Origin of the sequence: Vibrio sp. 1641 (assembly GCF_033339995.1) — a bacterium.
GTDB lineage: Bacteria > Pseudomonadota > Gammaproteobacteria > Enterobacterales > Vibrionaceae > Vibrio > Vibrio alginolyticus.
In genome coordinates this window covers 1-18,700 of the sequence record NZ_JAWOVP010000024.1, presented here as the reverse complement: position 1 = coordinate 18,700, position 18,700 = coordinate 1, and the positions used below count along the sequence as shown (strand labels likewise).

Below are 18,700 nucleotides of genomic sequence, written 5' to 3'. Positions count from 1 at the left end.
AAGTGATCAGAAATAGCGTAGGGAAAATGCTTGAGAACAAGGCGCAATTTTTCGATAAGTAGTTATTCTACAATCAAAAATTGCAACGCAGTTATCGAGTATTTTAACAAGCTAGAATGACCAGTTATTTACTACGATTGGTATGAGTTTTGGTCAAGCCTTACAGTTTCTCTAGTCGTGCGTAAGCAGTCACCAACCATTTGATGCCTTCACCGTTAAAGGCAATCTGTACACGGCTTTGTGGACCACTGCCTTCGAAGTTGATGATGGTGCCTTCACCAAACTTTGGATGCATCACACGAGAACCTAGCGTAAAGCCGGTTTCATTAAAGCTCTCTTTCACAACAGTTTGGCTAAATCGACCACTGCTTGAAGGACGGCTAACTTGCGCCTTCATTCGTACTTCATCTAAACAAGTTTCTGGCAGTTCACGGATAAAGCGAGACGGTTTATGGTATTTATCCTGACCGTACAAACGACGCATTTCAGCATAAGTGATGTACAGTTTCTGCATTGCACGGGTCATGCCTACGTAACACAGACGGCGTTCTTCTTCTAAGCGCCCTGCTTCTTCTGCCGACATTTGGCTTGGGAACATGCCTTCTTCCACACCGACCATAAACACCAATGGGAACTCTAGACCTTTCGCACTGTGTAATGTCATGAGCTGAACCGCATCTTCAAATTCGTCCGCTTGTCCTTCGCCCGCTTCTAGTGCTGCGTGGGTTAGGAATGCCGTCAGCAGTGACATGTCTTCGGCTTCTTCTGGTTTCTCGAATTGGCGAGTTGCGGTCACCAATTCCTCCAAGTTCTCAATACGTGCCTTAGACTTTTCGCCCTTCTCTTGCTCGTACATCGCGAACAAGCCCGAGTATTTAATTACATGGTCAGTTTGGTGATGCAGCGGCATCTCTAAGGTGTCGTCTTCTAGCGCGGTGACAAGCTCGATAAAACGGCTCAGAGCACCAGCAGCGCGACCAGCAAGCACCTTCTCGTCCAACATTGCCACACTCGCTTCCCACATGGTGCAACCACGGTCACGAGCCGCAAAACGGATGGTTTCAAGCGTCTTATCACCCAAACCACGCGTTGGCGTATTCACCACACGTTCAAACGCCGCATCATCGTTACGGTTGGCAATCAGACGCATGTAGCTCAAGGCATCTTTGATTTCCTGACGTTCGAAGAATCGCATGCCGCCGTAGATACGGTAAGGCAGACCGGCTTGAATTAACGCTTCTTCCAGAACACGCGACTGGGCGTTGTTACGGTAAAGCATCGCAGCGTCATTCAGAGCACCGCCCTTGTCTTGCCACTCTTTGATTTTGTTCACCGCAAAACGGGCTTCATCTAATTCGTTGTAAGCGCTGTAAACCGAGATGGGCTCACCGACCACGCCATCCGTCCACAACTCTTTACCCATACGCTCGGTGTTATTCGCAATCAGGGTGTTAGATGCTTCCAGAATGGTCTTGGTTGAACGGTAGTTTTGCTCAAGACGAATGGTATTTACGCTTGGGAATTCGAGCGTAAACTTCTCAATATTCTCGACTTTTGCACCACGCCAACCATAAATCGACTGGTCGTCATCACCTACGATCATCACGTGACACTCAGGACCCGCCATCATACGTAGCCAAGCATATTGAATGTTGTTGGTATCTTGGAACTCGTCCACCAAGATATGCTTAAAGCGTGCTTGGTAGTGTTCACGGACGAACTTGTTATCACGCAGTAGCTCATGTGCGCGCAGCAAGATTTCCGCAAAATCGACTAAACCAGCACGGTCACACGCCTCTTGGTAAGCGGTGTACAACTGCAGATATGTCTTGGTCACTGGATCATGGTACGCATCAATGTGCGACGGGCGCAGACCTTCGTCTTTCTTGCCGTTAATCCACCATGCCACTTGGCGTGCTGGCCATTGCTTCTCATCGAGGTTTTGCGCTTTGATCAAACGCTTTAGCAGACGCTGTTGGTCGTCACTGTCGATGATTTGGAAATCTTCCGGTAGCTTGGCATCAAGATAGTGTGCACGCAGAATACGGTGACAAATGCCGTGGAAAGTACCATTCCACATACCGCCTGCACTGCCCATCATTAGCTCTTCGATACGTCCACGCATCTCTGCCGCCGCCTTATTGGTAAAGGTTACCGACATGATTGAAAACGGAGAAGCTTGCTCGACCGACATCAGCCAAGCGATACGGTGAACAAGAACGCGTGTCTTACCACTTCCTGCGCCAGCAAGAACGAGCAAGTTTTCTAGAGGTGCTGCAACGGCTTCACGTTGTTTATCGTTCAAACCGTCGAGTAATAGAGATGGATCCATCATGATGAGAGCTACTGGTTATTTATACATAAAAACCGATTATAACCTAAACAACCGGGTGCTGTTTAGACAAAACTTGATAAAAAAATTGATGTTTTTTTGCCCAACACATCAATTAGTTATACCTATTTGACCCTGCAAACCCATTTACTTCAGAAATTTTTCTGAAAGTTTTTTAGCCAGTTTCCTATCTTTTAAGTTAAGCAAGTTGATAACAAAAACGCCAAAACAGGCGATTCATCTTGCCAACTTAAAGTAAAGGAAATCATTCAGAGGAATTTATTATGAAAAAGTCGAATCTAGCTGTTACTGCTGCTGTTACTGGTCTTCTAGCTCTTGGTGGCACAATGCTAACTGCAGCTCCAGCTGTCGCTGCTGAAAAAGAAAAGTGCTATGGCGTTTCTAAAGCAGGTAAAAACGACTGTGCAACAAAAAGCAGCTCATGCGCTGGTACTTCTAAAGAAGATAACCAAAAAGACGCATTCGTAGTCGTACCAAAAGGTCTTTGTGACAAGCTCGCTGGCGGTAGCACTTCTTCTTCATAATCTTTTATCGCTAGCTATTGTGAGGATGCGTTGACGCTCAACCAACGCAAAGCCAAGACGCATCCTTCTCTTCCCGCACGATTTGAAAAGGAGTTTCACGTGAAACACCACACCTTCCACGACCTTGTTGGAGTTGGATTAAGAACCCCTCACCTCGATTACTTTAGCCAAAACCAACCCGAGTTGTCTTGGTTAGAAATCCACAGTGAAAACTATTTCCAACCCAATGCAACAGAGCGCCATCAGCTACAAACGCTTCGCGAGCAATATCAAATTAGCTGCCACGGTATTGGTTTGTCGCTAGGTTCGGTGGAACGTGTTAGTCAAAAGCATCTTGCGCAACTTAAATCACTGATGGACTCAATCGACCCAATTCTTGTTTCTGACCATTTAAGTTGGAGTGAAAACGGCGGTCACTACTTTAATGACCTGCTTCCACTTCCGTATACGGAAGAAGCGCTCAACGTGTTCACTCGTAACGTGAATGAAGTGCAGGAATATTTGCAACGCGAGATCTTGATAGAGAACCCATCTAGTTATGTGAAGTTTCAACATTCGACCATCAGCGAATGGGAGTTTCTTACCGAAGTGCAAAAGCGCACTGACTGTCGTTTATTGCTCGATTTAAACAATGTTTATGTTTCGGCGTTCAACCACGGTTTTGATTGCGACACATACCTAGATGCGATTCCAGCCGACAAAGTGGATGAGATTCACTTGGCAGGTTTTACCATTAAACAACTCGACAAAGGTGAGATATGGATTGATACCCATAGCCGCCCAGTTAGCGATGAAGTTTGGCAGTTGTTTTCACAGTGGACAAAAAAACACGGTCCACGTCATACGTTGATTGAATGGGATTTGGATATCCCCGCGCCAGAAGTCTTATTAGGAGAAGCACAGAAAGCATCGCAACTGCTGTTGCAAGGCACACTTCCAAGTGAACAAAGCGAACCAAGGAAGGCATCATGAATCTAGCCACCTTACAAAGCCAGTTTGCTAAAGCCCTACACTATCAAGCACTCGGTGAAGATTGCGATATTGCCAGTGATACGTTTACCGCTGATGAACGCATGCAGATTTACCGCAATAACTTTATCGTCAGCTTAAGCGAGGTGTTATCCGCGACCTACCCGATGGTTGAAGCGCTGCTTGGTGAAGAATGCTTTGAACAGATAGCTCGCCAGCATGTTCTTTCTTACCCATTAGAAGAAGGAAATGTGGTGCATTATGGCGAAGGCTTTCAAGACACCATCATGCAGTTCAGTCAGGTGATCGCACAAGCACCTTACAGCCCTGAAGTCGCACGTTTCGAGTGGCATATCGACCTAGCTCGTCAAGCACAGTATGAGCAATCCAATGCAGTGGAATTAAAACCGCTTGCGTTACTTGGCGAAGTGAGTGAAGAGCAACAACCCACTTTAGTCTTACACCTTAAAAAGGGCTGCCGCAGCTTTGACTCCAACTACGCAGTATTCGATCTATTTAGCGCGATTCAAACTGGGCAATTCGAACAACTTAATATCAACCAATTACAGCAAGGTGTCATCTCGATTCAAGCCAATGGAGAAGCCTTGTGTCACGCACTCGATGCCGATGTGTTCCAACTGCTGCAATGTTTAGAGCAGAAGCAGAGTTTGAGCGAAATACCTGAAGTTTTACTCGCTCATCTCAATCGCATCATGGCACTCGATATTGTTGACGGCTTTACATTGCAATCAATCTAAGGAGCACTCTATGACGGATACGGTTAAAAACTTAGTGAATCGGTACGACGATTTAATCAGTACCCTACAAGCTGGCTTTGTCCCTTTACTACTTCTCTTTTGTCGCTTGTGGGTAGCCTGGGTGTTCTTCAATTCAGGACTAATCAAAATCTCATCTTGGGATAGCACGCTGTACTTATTTGAGCTGGAATACCAAGTGCCAATCTTGCCATGGGAATTGGCGGCTTATTTAGGTACGGCTGCGGAGTTGGTTCTACCGGTGTTCTTGGCACTGGGATTGATTACCCGCCCGATGGCAGCAATGCTGTTTGTGTTCAACATCATCGCAGTGATCTCTTACCCACTGTTGTGGGAGAAAGGTTTTTATGACCACCAACTTTGGGGATTGATGATTCTTATCGTAATCGTATGGGGGCCAGGACCGCTGTCTTTGGACCACATCCTGAAAAAGAAAATGACGAGCTAAAAAAATCCCCGCATCATGCGGGGATTTTTTATTATTTATTCAAGTAAGCCAGTAGCTCTTCTGCTGAGATACCTTGCTGAGCGAGGTCTTTTGCCATCTGCTCGACTTGTTCATCTTTGCGTGACTCAATCACTTGCTGAAATTGGTACACGATATCACGCAAAATTGGCAGAGGTACTTGTTTAGCCGCACTACGAATACGCTCGGAGCTTTGATTACCCAGCTCATTAAGCAACTTGCCAAACATCACCTTTTCTGGTGAATCTTCCATTTGCTCTAGAATACGAGCCATTTCATACGTGGTTAACGACATTACTTTTTGAGTTCCGTTATGGTGTCAGGAAAAGTCTGAGTGACAAATATACACGCCTTACTTACATTGGAAAATACTAAATTACACTGATTTACGCTTTCGCAAAGCTCGAGTGCCAGTTCTTCCCTGCTTTTGTAAACAGAACGACCAACGCAGGTAATAGGACCCACATATGAATTGCGATCAAGGTTTGTGGATCCAGAGATAAGCGTTGCAGTGTACCCACCAACAAACCAGAGCCACTCATTTGGAACAATCCAAGCAGTGCAGCTGCCGTGCCCGCCTTATCACCAAACGGTTCTAACGCTTTCCCTGCCGCTGCACCCAGAATGAATGCAAAACCTACAGAAGACATAAAGATAGGTAACATGAAAGAAAGCGCGGTATTCTGACCATTCATCACTAGCATGATCACACCTGCGAGACCCAGAGTTGAGATCCCGGTGACCAAGGTGTTGTGAGTTCCAACGCGCTCCATAAACTTAGGCGCCAGCATACATGCCGCAATGTTTATCACCGCATTTACACCAAACCAGAAAGTGAATTCATTCATCGACAGCCCCATCCCCGTCATCAATACCGACGGTGCTGAGGTAACGTAAGCAAGAATAACCGCCATCGCCATCAAGCATAATGACGCATGGAAAACAAAAGATGGTGTGCTAAGCACTGCCCAATACCGACTAAGCTTAAACACGGCTTGCTTTTCTGTTGACGGGTTAGTCTCTTTCATCATGAAAAACATCAATGATCCAGACACCACAGCAAAACCAGCCATAAAGCTAAAGTTAGCACGCCAGTCAAATTGCTGAGTTAACCAGCTACCTAGAATTGGAGCTAAAGCCGGAATGAAACAAATCGCACCGTTAAGGTAGCTGATCATTTTGCCGCTTTTTTCCGGGCCAAAGATATCGCGAACTGTTGCAAAGGCTGCTACCGATGTCGCACACGCACCTAAGCCTTGTAACAGTCGGGAAACCAACATCCACTCAATATTTTGAGCACTCCACGCCAATAAAGCGCTCATCGCGTAAATGGTGATACCGCCCAATGCAACAGTTCGACGTCCGAGTTTATCTGCTAGGGGACCTGCGAATAGCTGACCAACACCCATAGCAAATAAGAACCAAGTGATCGTGTCTTGTGCTAGCGCATTATCGACCTGAAAAGTGGAAGCAATAAGAGGTAAAGCAGGTAGATAAATATCAATCGCTAAAGGACTGAAAAGAACCAAAAGGGTCAATAACGCCATCTGTTTTTTACTATTAGAAAACTGGCTAGACACACAACACTCCGAATTGGATAAAGAACTTTGGGTAAAGCTTAATCATCTGATGATATGAATGGAAATGATGTATAATCATGAGCATTATTCCTCAGAGGAAATTCACTGTGAACGTCGAAAAACTGGCTCGTATCGATTTAAATCTATTGGTCTGCTTTAAAGTGCTGATTGAAGAGTTAAACGTTACTCGTGCGGCCCACCGATTGTGCTTAAGCCAATCTGCCGTAAGTAAATCACTGGCTAAACTGCGCATTCAATTTGATGACCCTCTTTTCACTCGAAACTCACATGGATTAACACCTACGCCGCGCGCATTGTTTCTTAAACCGAAACTGGATCTGTTGATAAATCAGTTAGAAGTGCTGACTCAACCCGAAGAGTTTTCTCCGCAAAGCAGTGAATACCGTTTTCAAATAGCAGCGGTAGAGAGTGTCTACCCTCTCATTCTACCCCATTTCTTACCGGCGATTTTTCAACAAGCACCTGGCGTGACAATTAGCACACACCCGTGGTCGGATAATACATTTAAAATGCTTCAACGCGGCGAACTGGATTTAGGCTTAACTGGAAAAGATATCGATATAAACGATGCCAAGCTGACTCTTCAACCACCCGATGACATTTGCGAGTTGGAAATTTATCGTGATTACCAAATGTGCATCATTCGCAAAAACCACCCTGCGCTAAAACAACCTTGGAATCTGGAAGCCTATCTCGCCCTACGCCATGTACAAGTACGTTGTGATGGCAACGACCGTTGGTTGCTGGATTATCGCCTTGCAGATATTGGCACCGACCGCGATATTGCCGTCACTGTGCCCGACTTTAACAGTGCCGCAAGTTTATGTTCATACACCGACTTTATCTTTACTGCGCCAAGTCATTTTGTGCAACTTGCGGCCAAACAGCTTGATTTGGTCGTGCTGCCACTACCGTTAGAATTCCCACCTATGGCTTACACTTTATTCTGGCACCGAGACAGAGAAAACGACCCTGCATTAGGCTGGCTACGTACGATGATCACACAAAAAACCGATCACCTTAGATAAAAACACCGCGCTCAATTTGCGCTTAGCGGCTAAAATGAGTAGCTTAACTGTCGTAGTCCTTTTTGGCTCATCTATGGCCTAGTTGTACTCCGACTCTATTGAAGTGATTGCGAACCTCAATGGAATCGTAAACTGCATGAAGCAGATGGAAACAGCTCCCACACCTGAGCATGAAGGAGCGGTAATTTGAAGGAATAACACAGATGCACAACGATACCCAAAGCCGCGTGAATGCAATTCGCGAATGGCTAGCACAACATAATATTGATGCCCTACTTGTCCCTCATGAAGACGAGTACTTGGGTGAATACGTACCAGCGCACAACGAGCGTTTACATTGGCTAACTGGCTTTACTGGTTCTGCTGGTGCTGCGGTAATCACCAAAGACAAAGCCGCTATCTTTGTTGATGGTCGCTACACAGTACAAGTAACAAAGCAGGTTCCTGCTGATCTATTCGAATACCGTCACTTGATTGAAGAGCCTGCACTAGATTGGATTAAAGACCATCTTGCAAATGGCGCGTCTGTGGCAATCGACCCTCGCATGCACAACGCTGCTTGGCTAGGCATGGCACAAGCAAAACTTGCTGGCGCACTTGAGCTTAAGATTCTCGATAGCAACCCAATTGATGAACTGTGGCACGACCGCCCTGCTCCTGTGGTTTCTGATGTTCGCCTAATGGCAACAGAAGCAGTTGGTCAGTCAAGTGAAAGCAAACGCCAAGAAATCGCAGAGCTCGTGAAAAAAGCCGGTGCAGACAGCGCAGTGATCACAGCACTTGATTCTATCTGTTGGTTGCTCAACGTTCGAGGTCTAGATGTCTCACGTCTACCAGTTCTGCTTTCTCACGCGATTCTGCACTCAGACTCAAGCGTGGAATACTTCCTAGATCCTGCTCGCCTACCTGCTGAGTTTGACGCTCATGTTGGTGCCGGCGTGACGGTTCATCACCCAGAAGCATTGCAAGCACGACTAGAAAACCTAACTGGCAAGAATGTACTGGTTGACCCTGCGACAAGTAACGCGTGGTTTAAGCTGGTGCTTCAAAACGCAGGCGCATCTGTGGTGAGTAAAGCTGATCCATGTCTAATGCCAAAAGCAGCAAAGAACGCAGTTGAAATCGCAGGCATGAAAGCATGTCATATCCGCGATGGCGTAGCGATGAGTAAGTTCCTATCTTGGTTAGATACTGAAGTCGCTGCTGGTAACCTGCATGATGAAGCGACACTGGCAGACAAACTGGAAGCATTTCGTAGCGAAGACCCGACACTTATGGATCTTAGCTTTGATACCATTTCAGCGGCAGGCGGCAACGCGGCCATGTGTCACTACAATCACGAAAACCAACCTGAACCTGGTAAGTTAGAACTGAACACACTTTACCTAGTGGATTCAGGCGGTCAGTACCTAGATGGCACGACAGACATCACGCGTACCATTGCGATCGGTCAGCCTTCACAAGAGATGATTAAACAGTTCACTCTTGCGCTAAAAGGTCACATCGGTGTTGCTCGTGCACGTTTCCCGAAAGGCACACGTGGTTACCAAATCGATACGCTAGCTCGTCAGCACTTATGGGCGGAAGGCTACGATTACGATCACGGTACCGGTCACGGTGTTGGTCACTTCCTAAGTGTTCATGAAGGTCCAGCAAGCATTTCGAAGAAGCAAATCGACGTGCCTCTAACAGAAGGTATGGTGCTATCAAACGAGCCAGGCTATTACCGTGCAGATGCGTTTGGTATTCGTATTGAAAACCTAGAGCTTGTTGTTGAAACCGCAACAAACGGTGACTTCCCTGTTCTGTCATTTGAGTCGCTAACACGCTGTCCAATCGACAAGCGCAACATCAATGTTGATATGCTAACTCGTCCAGAGCTTGCTTGGCTCAATGATTACCATCAGAAGGTATGGGATGAGATCAGCCCACTTGTTGAAGGTGATGTGAAAGAGTGGCTTCGTCAAGCAACGCTACCAGTAGCACACAGCTAGAAGCTAGAAGCTAGAAGCTAGAAGCTAGAAGCTAGAAAAAAGTAGAGGGTTGATGTTTTGCATCAACCCTCTTTTCTTTACTTATGTTTCACGTGAAACATAACGATGACCAGTAGCTTTATTTGCTGATTAACCAGAATACGCTGAGTGCCAATCTCGCCATACAGGGTCAAAGCCTTTGGCTCGAATCATATCTTCCACAGAACCCGCACTTCGCTCATCACTGATCTCAAACTGCTCGAGTTCAACATCATCCATCGCATATCCACCCGGCTGAGTTTTAGATGCAGCAGACATACTGGTGATGCCTAACGGTAATGCATTGTCTCTGAACTTTGGTGATTCACGAGTCGATAATGACAACTCCACTTCTGGATTCAACAAGCGATAAGCGCAAATCAACTGCACAAGCTGCTTATCCGTCATGACTGATTTTGGTTGGAGCGCGCCCTCACAGGGACGTAAACGTGGGAAAGAAATTGAGTAACGAGTCTGCCAATATGTGCGCTCAAGATAGTCCAAGTGCGCTGCCACATAAAAACAGTCGGTACGCCACTCTTCCAACCCTATCAAAGCGCCAATACCGATCTTATCGATGCCCGCCTTTGCAAGACGGTCGGGTGTATCCAATCGGTATTCGAAATCCATCTTATTGCCACGCAAATGGTGCTCGGCGTAAGTCGAAGGATGATACGTTTCTTGATAGACCATCACCGCATCCAAACCCAATGTCTTGAGCTCAGCGTATTCGTCTTGATCAAGTGGCTGTACTTCCATCGCCAAATAGTTAAAGCGCTTCTTAATCATCGGCACCATTTCGCGGAAGTATTTCATGCCCACTTTGGTTTCGTGTTCACCAGTCACCAGCAATACGCTATCAAACTTCATGCGCTTGATTGCTTCGACTTCTGCAGCCACTTCGTCCCTATTCAAGGTACGACGCTTGATTCTGTTCTCCATCGAGAAGCCACAATAAGTACAAGCATTGGCGCACAAATTAGAAAGGTATAATGGAATATAAAGCGACATGGTATTACCAAAACGCTTGCGAGTTGCCGAGTATGACAGTTGTGCCATTTGCTCTAAGTACGCTTCAGCCGCTGGTGAAATTAGCGCTTTAAAGTCTTCCAAATCACGCTTGGGTTTATTCAATGCTCGCTCAACATCTTGTGCCGTTTTCGCATAGATCGACATCGAAATGTCATCCCAATTAAGCTGCTTAAATTGTTCAACGAAGCTCATGTTTTCCTCGCTTAATAGCTAAACCAATCTAGGACTAAAGCTCATCTAGGAATGACGTCAGTGGACTCGACGCAACCGCATGAGAAACCTTACCGGCAAGTCCGGCTTCATAAGCCATACGCCCCGACTCTACCGCCAACTTAAATGCCTTCGCCATCGCAACGGGATCGCTCGAAGCTGCAATCGCAGTATTGACAAGCACAGCATCCGCACCCATTTCCATCGCTCGCGCGGCATGTGAAGGAGCGCCAATACCCGCATCCACAACCACAGGAACATTAGCTTGGTCGATAATAATCTCTAGGAAATCGTGAGAAACTATCCCTTTGTTGGAACCAATCGGCGCACCTAATGGCATGACTGCAGCACAGCCTACTTCTTCCAATCGTTTACACAGAACCGGGTCAGCATGACAATAAGGAAGGACAATGAAGCCCTCACGAACCAGTTGCTCAGCGGCTGCAAGTGTCTCAATTGGATCGGGCATCAAGTACTTCGGGTCTGGATGAATTTCCAGTTTTAGCCAGTTTGTACCTAACGCTTCTCGCGCCAGTTGCGCAGCAAACACAGCATCTTTAGCATTCTTTGCACCTGAGGTGTTCGGCAATAAGTTCACACCCGATTGTACTAACGGCAGCAAAATATCGTCTTGTTGGTCGTTCACATCGACACGCTTCAACGCCATGGTCGCAAGTTGAGATCCCGACACTTGAATCGCTTCTGCCATTAATCGGCTGTTGGCAAACTTCCCTGTTCCCGTGAACAGTCTTGATTCGAATTGTTTATCACCAATTTTAAGCATCGACGTTAACCCCCTGCGATCGCTTGAAACAAAGAGATGCTATCTCCCTGTGAAAGAACTGTGCTAGCCCACTCACTGCGCGGCACAACATTGTTGTTAATTGCAAAAACACAGCCCATTTCAGGCAGCGCAAATTGACTAATGATTTGCTGTAGATTCGACTCACTAGCAACTTGATGTGACTGGTCATTGATGACAATAGTGATCACATCTAAGTCAGCAGCGATCATTTGTGTTGTTTGTTGTTCTGATAACGTCATTGCTTCCAACTCTCTTAATTCTGCCCATTGCTCGTAAGCTAAATCTGAGCACACACTTGGCACTGTTTGTCTTTGCTTATCGCCATGGTTTGCCATTGCATTTTCAACCCATCAAACAGATGCAACTTGGCAGTCTCGACATGAAACTTTCCCGTCGCCAGTTTTTGAATTGCCGCTATCGCTTGGTAGTTACCAAGTGTGCCCACCACCGGACCGACGACACCGCTCTCACTGCATTTTTGACTTTGTGGTAATTCGTCAAACGGATACAAACAGCGGTAACAGGCTTTACTCTGCGCTTGTTGTTCACTTGGTGTTTGGTAATCAAAGACAGCGAATTGTCCTTGCCAACCAATTGCTGCCGCCGAGATGAGCGGCGTATTTTGCTCGAAACAAACTTGGTTAATTAGCTGGCGCGTTGGCATGTTATCGGTGCAGTCGAGCACCACATCCGCTAGCATCACCTCAAGCTGCAGTTGTGCTTTGTCTAATCGCTTATTGAGAGCTCGAATTTGGACCATAGAATTAAGTTCGGCCAGTTGCTTTACAGTCGCTTTTGTTTTCGCAACTTGGAGGTCTTGTTCACGATAAATGATCTGACGTTGTAGGTTACTGCTATCAACGTCATCGTCATCAACCACAACCAATTTACCAACCCCCGCTGACGCCAAGTACAAACTCGCTGCGCTCCCCAATCCACCACAACCGATGATCAGAACATGCGATTTGCTCAAACGCTCTTGCCCAACTTCGGCAATTTCAGGCAGAGCGACTTGACGCTGATAGCGAAGGAACTGCTTATCCGTGAGCATGCTCGCCTCTCTTGCTATGCGCCAACTCACTATTCTGATCAGTAAACATTAGCTGTCTTTCGTTCATCAGTTGTGCGAAGAACTCGATGACGGATTGAGGTGATTCTGCCAAGGTAATAGCACGCACTACTGCTAAGCTAGAAACACCTGTTTGCCAAACTTGGTCTGCATTAGATTGGTCAATACCACCAATCGCGACCGTCGGAAAGCCAAGCACATTGTCACTAACTGCTTTGTCTTTTGAAGGGCGGAAAGCAGCCTCTGTATTTGTATAAGGAATGCTATCAATCAGCTTTTGATACAGCGCCAAGCGCACCAAACCTTGTGGCTTCGATGGCATCTGTTTAGTGGTGGTTGGGAAAATATGCCCTAGTGCGATGTAGCTAGGATGAATTTGTACGATGCGCAGTAGTTCATAATAACCATGAGTAGAAAGACCAAGATGAATACCCGCTTTAGTTAGCTGAGCTAAATTCGATTCTTCTATGTCTTCTTGTCCTAGGTGAACACCATAAGCGCCATGCTTGATTGCCAACTGCCAATAGTCATTGATGAACACTTGTGCTTGATACTGACGACCTAGCTCAATTGCTCGAATGATCTGTTGTTCTAAATCGGCTTGTTGTGGGTTCTTGATTCGCAGTTGAATAGTGTTGATGCCTAGTGGCAGTAGACGCTCAATCCAAGCAACATCATCAACGACTGGATAGAGCCCTAGACTTTGCTTAGTTAGAGTTGGAAAGCTAACGCTCTCACCTTGTGCAGACCAACCAACTTGAATACCTAGTCGGTTATCCTCCAGTACAGGTGTGGGGAAATCATCAAATTGGGCAGCCCACTGAGTAGTTCGTCCCTCGTCAAGGTTGTCATTAAACAGTGTTTCACGTGAAACATTCGCTTGTTGAGTTAGCATTCCTCGAGCAAGTGTTAACGCATCTTCGATAGGAAAATCGAGTACTGTCAGCGTTACTATCCAAGCAAGATGATGTTCGGGATCGAACATTGCGTTGAATTTGGACTTAACGGAAAGCGCTCTCACTTCGTTGTTAATTGGGTGACGCCAGATATCAAGCTGAAGCACTTTCTCCTTTTCATCGGATACCTGCGTATCAGCAATGCCAATATAAATCGCTTTCGACGGTTGCTTAGCACACGCTTCTACCGACAAAGCAGAGCGGTAATAGAGCACAAATGAACTCTCATGCTCAGAGTCATAACCATCAATAAGGTCTGTCGTTATGTGCGTAGTCTGTTGGTCACGAACAAGCTGAATAGATTGAGTTGGGCTCACACCCAACTCAATGTCTTCAATGTTAAAACCCTGTTCTTTCGCCAACAACAAACATTGCTGAACTAAACCTGTCAGTTCAATCAATGATGACGGAATAAGGATTTTGCTCATTAGCCACTTACCTCGGCATGTGCTGCTGGGTGGTATAACTCAGAACCTGACTCTCTAAATTCTTGCGATTTCTGACGCATCCCCTCAAGAGGATCATCCAGCATTTTGATTGAGATAGCTTGGTCCGCAGCAACTTGCTCAGTATCTTTTGCGTACTCTCGTACCTCTTGCGAAATCTTCATAGAGCAGAACTTTGGTCCGCACATCGAACAGAAGTGAGCAACTTTTCCAGACTCTTGAGGCAAGGTTTCATCATGGAAAGCACGCGCGGTATCTGGGTCGAGCGACAAGTTAAATTGGTCTTCCCAGCGGAACTCGAAGCGAGCTTTAGAAAGCGCGTTATCACGAACTTGTGCACCAGGGTGTCCTTTCGCCAAATCAGCGGCGTGCGCAGCAAGCTTGTAAGTGATCATGCCTACTTTCACGTCTTCTTTGTTTGGTAAACCAAGATGCTCTTTAGGAGTTACGTAGCAAAGCATTGCACAGCCATACCAACCAATCATGGCAGCGCCAATACCTGAAGTAATATGGTCGTAACCAGGAGCGACGTCTGTCGTCAATGGACCAAGAGTATAGAAAGGAGCCTCATGACAGTGCTCTAACTGCTCTTCCATGTTCTCTTTGATCATATGCATTGGAACATGACCAGGGCCTTCAATAATCACCTGTACGTCGTATTCCCACGCAACCTTGGTCAATTCGCCAAGAGTACGAAGCTCTGCAAATTGCGCTTCATCGTTAGCATCAGCAACCGAGCCAGGACGCAGACCATCACCAAGAGATAGTGCGACATCGTACTTAGCACAGATTTCACAGATCTCTCGGAAGTGAGTATATAAGAAGCTTTCTTGGTGATGCGCTAAACACCATTTCGCGATGATAGAACCACCACGAGAGACGATGCCAGTAACGCGTTTTGCCGTCATCGGTACATAGCGCAGTAGTAAACCGGCATGGATGGTGAAGTAATCAACGCCCTGCTCTGCTTGCTCGATCAGAGTATCGCGCATCACTTCCCAGTTAAGGTTTTCCGCCACACCATTCACTTTCTCAAGCGCTTGATACATTGGTACGGTACCGATCGGAACTGGACTGTTACGTAGAATCCACTCGCGAGTTTCGTGAATATTACGTCCAGTAGAGAGATCCATAACGGTATCTCCACCCCAGCGCGTTGCCCACACTAGTTTCTCTACTTCTTCTTCAATCGAAGAAGTGACCGATGAGTTACCGATGTTGGCGTTCACTTTGACCAAAAAGTTACGTCCAATGATCATTGGTTCGGATTCTGGGTGGTTGATATTGGAAGGGATAATCGCGCGACCTTCGGCGACTTCTTTACGCACAAACTCGGCGGTAATGTCTTTTGGAAGATTCGCTCCAAAGCTTTGACCCGGATGCTGTTGATTCAGCACTTCATCGCGGTATTGAGCACGCCCCATATTTTCACGCAGGGCGATGTATTCCATTTCTGGGGTGATTATACCTTTGCGAGCATAGTGCAATTGGGTCACACAATGGCCATCTTTGGCACGTCGAATACGTGGTAGATTACCGTAACGAAGATCGTCTAGTGTTTCGTCTTCTAAGCGTTCTTTGGTGTACACCGAGCTTACTTCATCAAGTAGCTCAGTATCGGCACGCTCTTCAATCCACCCTTCTCTCAGCTTAGGTAAGCCGCTATAGAGGTCTATGGTGTGCTCTGGATCTGTGTATACACCCGAGGTATCGTAAACGCGTACTGGCTCATTAGGCTCGAAAATAGGCGCTTCTTTTGTGCCTCCAATAAGGCTATCAGCGAGTGATATTTCACGCATTGGCACACGAATATCTGGACGTGAGCCTTCTACGTAGACTTTGCTTGAATTGGGGTACGGTTGTACCGAGAGTGTATCAATGAACTGTTTTGCTTCCAGTCTCGCTTGTTTGCGACTCGACATAGCATTTTTCCTTGCTTTGTTATACTAGATAAAAAGTAATTGGATAAAAATGCTTGGCGGATAGATGCGACAAGAGGAGTCAAATTAAGGCTAGTTAAAGCTTACGATATTTGCCTGTAACAACATTCGACTTTTGATAGATCAACCAGAAAGAGCTCCGGTGTGAATATCTTCTCTTGTTCCCTTCGCAGATTCTAATCTGATCAGGTTCAACGGATCCCGAATTAACGGTCTCAGCCTTATGGCACTCCGACAAGTGATGTCAGTATATAAAAACGGCTTGGTGAAACCAAGCCGACCTGTTCAATTTTTAACTACTTTGCTAGCTGCGCATCAATAATTGAAAGCCTATCCACGCAGCTGAAATACTTAACACGACATTCAACAATACGTTCAACCCCATCTTAAAGAAAGCGCCCTGCTGCATAAGCAACACATTATCCATCGAGAAGGTGGAAAACGTCGTTAGTGCCCCTAAAAAACCCAAGCCAATCACTTGTCGCCAAGGTTCCGTTGCCAAAAGTTCATTATCGAAAGCTGCTATCAATAAGCCCATCATAAATGAGCCAACAACGTTAACGGTTAACGTACCATATGGAAAACCACGCCCCAATAAAATGACACAAAGTTCAGAAATTAAGTAACGAGAACATGCACCAAATGCACCACCCAATGCAATAAAACCCAAAACGGATAGTTGTCCCATAATTCCCCCAGAAAAGTTAATGGCGACATTGTAATCAAATTTACGGCAATAGTGATTATACAATCTTAGAATTCAGCAAAGTATAGCGCTTAAAACTTATCAAGATTTTAAAAGTTACAGGAGTCACTTTACTTCAATGTAACCCATCAAGCCCGTCTTCATGTGTTCGATCACATGACAATGGTACATCCAACGTCCAGGGTTATCTGCAACAAATGCCGCTTTCGCACTGCCGTTTTTTCCAAGCAAGACCGTATCGGTATGAAACGGTTCGTCGAGTTTTTTTCCATCTAACTCAAGAACCGTAAATGTGTGTCCATGAAGGTGAATAGGATGATGATATTGGGTGACGTTCTTTAGGTTGAAGATATAGGTTTTTCCCATCTCCAATGTTGAAAGGGGCGCTGGAATATTATCTTTGCTCATTCCCTCCCAAGCCCGTTTGTTCATCAGCCAGAATTTAGGTATCGCTTTGCCCGATTTATCAGCAGGAGTGATCGCGCCCTCCCACTCAAACACATAATCGATTTGCTCTGCATTTTTCAAATCGAGAGCTGGCACAGGGTTGAGAGGTAATAAAGGCAGTTTCTGGTTGTTCGGCAGGTCAGACTCAACAACGTCAAACTCGCACAAAGGGAATGGGAAGCGTCCTTTCATTTGACGCACATAAACACGTTCTCCAACCTTCGGAGCAATCAATCCGATATCTAACCTCATTCCTGGACCAATTTTGTGCTGAGTGAGCTTATAAGGCGTTTTAACAGGATTACCATCTATAGCAATAACCCAAGCCTCTGCCCCTTCTATAGCGATCGGGTAAGTAATGGTGTTATCGACATTAGCAATTCTTAATCGCGTGGTAGCATTCTGCTTCAGCGTATAAACAGGTTCATGCACACCATTGACGCTACTCCACTCTCCGGGAGTCCCCATACGAGCGCTCAAGCGCGGTACCATAAGGTTCTTCCACTGACCTTGTTTGTCTAAATGCCAATGCTTTAGAACTATTTCCTGTTCTTCATCAAATAGAACAGGCTCAGCCTCTTCAACGATAATTAGCCCAACTAAGCCCTTACCAAGCTGCTTCACACTATTCATATGTGGGTGATACCAAAATGTGCCCGCATCTGGTGGTGTAAATTCATAAACGAATGTTTCACCCGGCATGATAGGCAACTGGCTTAAGAAAGGTACACCATCCATTTCAATAGGGATTCGCAAGCCATGCCAGTGGATTGTAGTCGGCTCTGAAAGCTTGTTAGTAAACCGAATTATAACTCTCTCGCCTTGGCGACAACGAATCGTAGGCGCTGGAATCGAACCATTAAATGCGAGTACGTCTGTGTTAAACCCAGGGACCAATTCTGCAGTAGAAGGCTCTGCAGTAATATCGTATATATATTGCCCCTGCTTATTAGTGCTCCTAGATAGAGAACATGCAGGTAGAACGGTAAGCGCGGAGATTGCTAAGGATGATTGAAGAAAGCGTCGACGAGATATATCCATACATAGTTACTCATTAATCCAGATCGGTTGAGTGTAACTAAATATAAATAGTGATTCCCCTTTATTATTAAAATTTCGGGCCACTGATCATTACAGCTAACTGTAGTTTCGTTCGTTCAGTAGATTAAATGCTGCCAAAGTACAGCAGAAAGCCATACTTACGGGATAAGAGTAGAAATAAGCTGTAATAATGAGAAGAAACCAGATACAAAAAAGGCTCTGACCTAAGTCAGAGCCTGATATATGGCAGGGGTGGAGAGATTCGAACTCCCAACACGCGGATTTGGAATCCGCTGCTCTGCCAATTGGAGCTACACCC

General features: G+C 45.9%; 17 protein-coding genes and 1 riboswitch. Of the genes, 6 read left to right on the top strand and 11 right to left on the bottom strand.

Translation table 11 applies throughout. From position 1 onward, the window contains the following. Positions 1-160 precede the first annotated feature (160 nt). Positions 161-2,335: a DNA helicase II gene (gene uvrD, locus R7Z47_RS23230; RefSeq protein WP_005378778.1), complete on the bottom strand. Its 2,175-nt coding sequence runs from the start codon at positions 2,333-2,335 to the stop codon at positions 161-163. Between the two features lie 281 nt (positions 2,336-2,616). Between uvrD and R7Z47_RS23225 the strand changes: the two genes are divergently transcribed. From R7Z47_RS23225 to R7Z47_RS23210, 4 genes are all read left to right on the top strand, one after another. Next, a complete protein-coding gene (locus R7Z47_RS23225) occupies positions 2,617-2,877 on the top strand; it encodes a DUF2282 domain-containing protein (protein ID WP_005378779.1) in 261 nt (86 codons plus the stop codon). A gap of 99 nt (positions 2,878-2,976) precedes the next feature. After that, a complete protein-coding gene (locus R7Z47_RS23220) occupies positions 2,977-3,849 on the top strand; it encodes a DUF692 domain-containing protein (RefSeq protein ID WP_262607133.1) in 873 nt (290 codons plus the stop codon). After that, positions 3,846-4,604: a DNA-binding domain-containing protein gene (locus tag R7Z47_RS23215; RefSeq protein WP_053303013.1), complete on the top strand. Its 759-nt coding sequence runs from the start codon at positions 3,846-3,848 to the stop codon at positions 4,602-4,604. The genes R7Z47_RS23220 and R7Z47_RS23215 overlap by 4 nt, the downstream gene beginning before the upstream one ends. A gap of 10 nt (positions 4,605-4,614) precedes the next feature. Next, on the top strand, positions 4,615-5,070 hold the full coding sequence (locus tag R7Z47_RS23210) for a DoxX family protein (protein ID WP_005378784.1): 456 nt from the start codon (positions 4,615-4,617) through the stop codon (positions 5,068-5,070). A 31-nt stretch (positions 5,071-5,101) separates the two neighbouring features. On the opposite strand, the gene R7Z47_RS23205 is transcribed toward R7Z47_RS23210, so the two are convergent. Both R7Z47_RS23205 and R7Z47_RS23200 read right to left on the bottom strand, forming a co-directional pair. Further along, positions 5,102-5,383: a hypothetical protein gene (locus R7Z47_RS23205; RefSeq protein WP_005378786.1), complete on the bottom strand. Its 282-nt coding sequence runs from the start codon at positions 5,381-5,383 to the stop codon at positions 5,102-5,104. Between the two features lie 91 nt (positions 5,384-5,474). Beyond that, the gene (locus tag R7Z47_RS23200) at positions 5,475-6,668 is read right to left on the bottom strand and encodes a multidrug effflux MFS transporter (protein WP_005382927.1); all 1,194 of its coding nucleotides are present in this window, start codon (positions 6,666-6,668) and stop codon (positions 5,475-5,477) included. Positions 6,669-6,775: 107 nt separating this feature from the next. On the opposite strand from R7Z47_RS23200, the gene R7Z47_RS23195 reads away from it, so the two are divergent. Both R7Z47_RS23195 and R7Z47_RS23190 read left to right on the top strand, forming a co-directional pair. Next, complete coding sequence (locus tag R7Z47_RS23195) at positions 6,776-7,717, top strand: LysR family transcriptional regulator (protein WP_053303014.1); 942 nt, start codon at positions 6,776-6,778, stop codon at positions 7,715-7,717. Between the two features lie 203 nt (positions 7,718-7,920). After that, positions 7,921-9,711, top strand: a complete 1,791-nt coding sequence (locus tag R7Z47_RS23190) for an aminopeptidase P family protein (protein ID WP_262607132.1) — start codon at positions 7,921-7,923, stop codon at positions 9,709-9,711. Positions 9,712-9,840: 129 nt separating this feature from the next. Here the strand turns inward: R7Z47_RS23190 and thiH are convergent, their stop codons facing one another. The 8 genes from thiH to R7Z47_RS23150 form a co-directional block, all read right to left on the bottom strand. Then, positions 9,841-10,953: a 2-iminoacetate synthase ThiH gene (gene thiH, locus R7Z47_RS23185; RefSeq protein ID WP_039988745.1), complete on the bottom strand. Its 1,113-nt coding sequence runs from the start codon at positions 10,951-10,953 to the stop codon at positions 9,841-9,843. Between the two features lie 34 nt (positions 10,954-10,987). After that, positions 10,988-11,755 carry a thiazole synthase gene (locus tag R7Z47_RS23180; protein WP_045403455.1) on the bottom strand — a complete coding sequence of 256 codons (768 nt, stop codon included), beginning with the start codon at positions 11,753-11,755 and terminating at the stop codon, positions 10,988-10,990. Between the two features lie 5 nt (positions 11,756-11,760). After that, the gene (gene thiS / locus R7Z47_RS23175) at positions 11,761-12,015 is read right to left on the bottom strand and encodes a sulfur carrier protein ThiS (RefSeq protein WP_045403475.1); all 255 of its coding nucleotides are present in this window, start codon (positions 12,013-12,015) and stop codon (positions 11,761-11,763) included. 38 nt (positions 12,016-12,053) lie between these two features. Continuing rightward, positions 12,054-12,827: a HesA/MoeB/ThiF family protein gene (locus tag R7Z47_RS23170; protein ID WP_262607131.1), complete on the bottom strand. Its 774-nt coding sequence runs from the start codon at positions 12,825-12,827 to the stop codon at positions 12,054-12,056. After that, positions 12,814-14,229, bottom strand: coding sequence for a thiamine phosphate synthase (locus R7Z47_RS23165; RefSeq protein WP_262607130.1), 1,416 nt, complete (start codon positions 14,227-14,229; stop codon positions 12,814-12,816). The genes R7Z47_RS23170 and R7Z47_RS23165 overlap by 14 nt, the downstream gene beginning before the upstream one ends. Next, on the bottom strand, positions 14,229-16,169 hold the full coding sequence (gene thiC, locus R7Z47_RS23160) for a phosphomethylpyrimidine synthase ThiC (protein ID WP_262607129.1): 1,941 nt from the start codon (positions 16,167-16,169) through the stop codon (positions 14,229-14,231). The genes R7Z47_RS23165 and thiC overlap by 1 nt, the downstream gene beginning before the upstream one ends. Positions 16,170-16,332: 163 nt before the next feature. Continuing rightward, positions 16,333-16,431, bottom strand: a riboswitch (TPP riboswitch). Positions 16,432-16,491: 60 nt separating this feature from the next. Continuing rightward, a complete protein-coding gene (gene crcB / locus R7Z47_RS23155; RefSeq protein WP_005378811.1) occupies positions 16,492-16,875 on the bottom strand; it encodes a fluoride efflux transporter CrcB in 384 nt (127 codons plus the stop codon). A 123-nt stretch (positions 16,876-16,998) separates the two neighbouring features. Next, on the bottom strand, positions 16,999-18,381 hold the full coding sequence (locus R7Z47_RS23150; RefSeq protein ID WP_262607128.1) for a multicopper oxidase family protein: 1,383 nt from the start codon (positions 18,379-18,381) through the stop codon (positions 16,999-17,001). Positions 18,382-18,700: the final 319 nt, after the last annotated feature.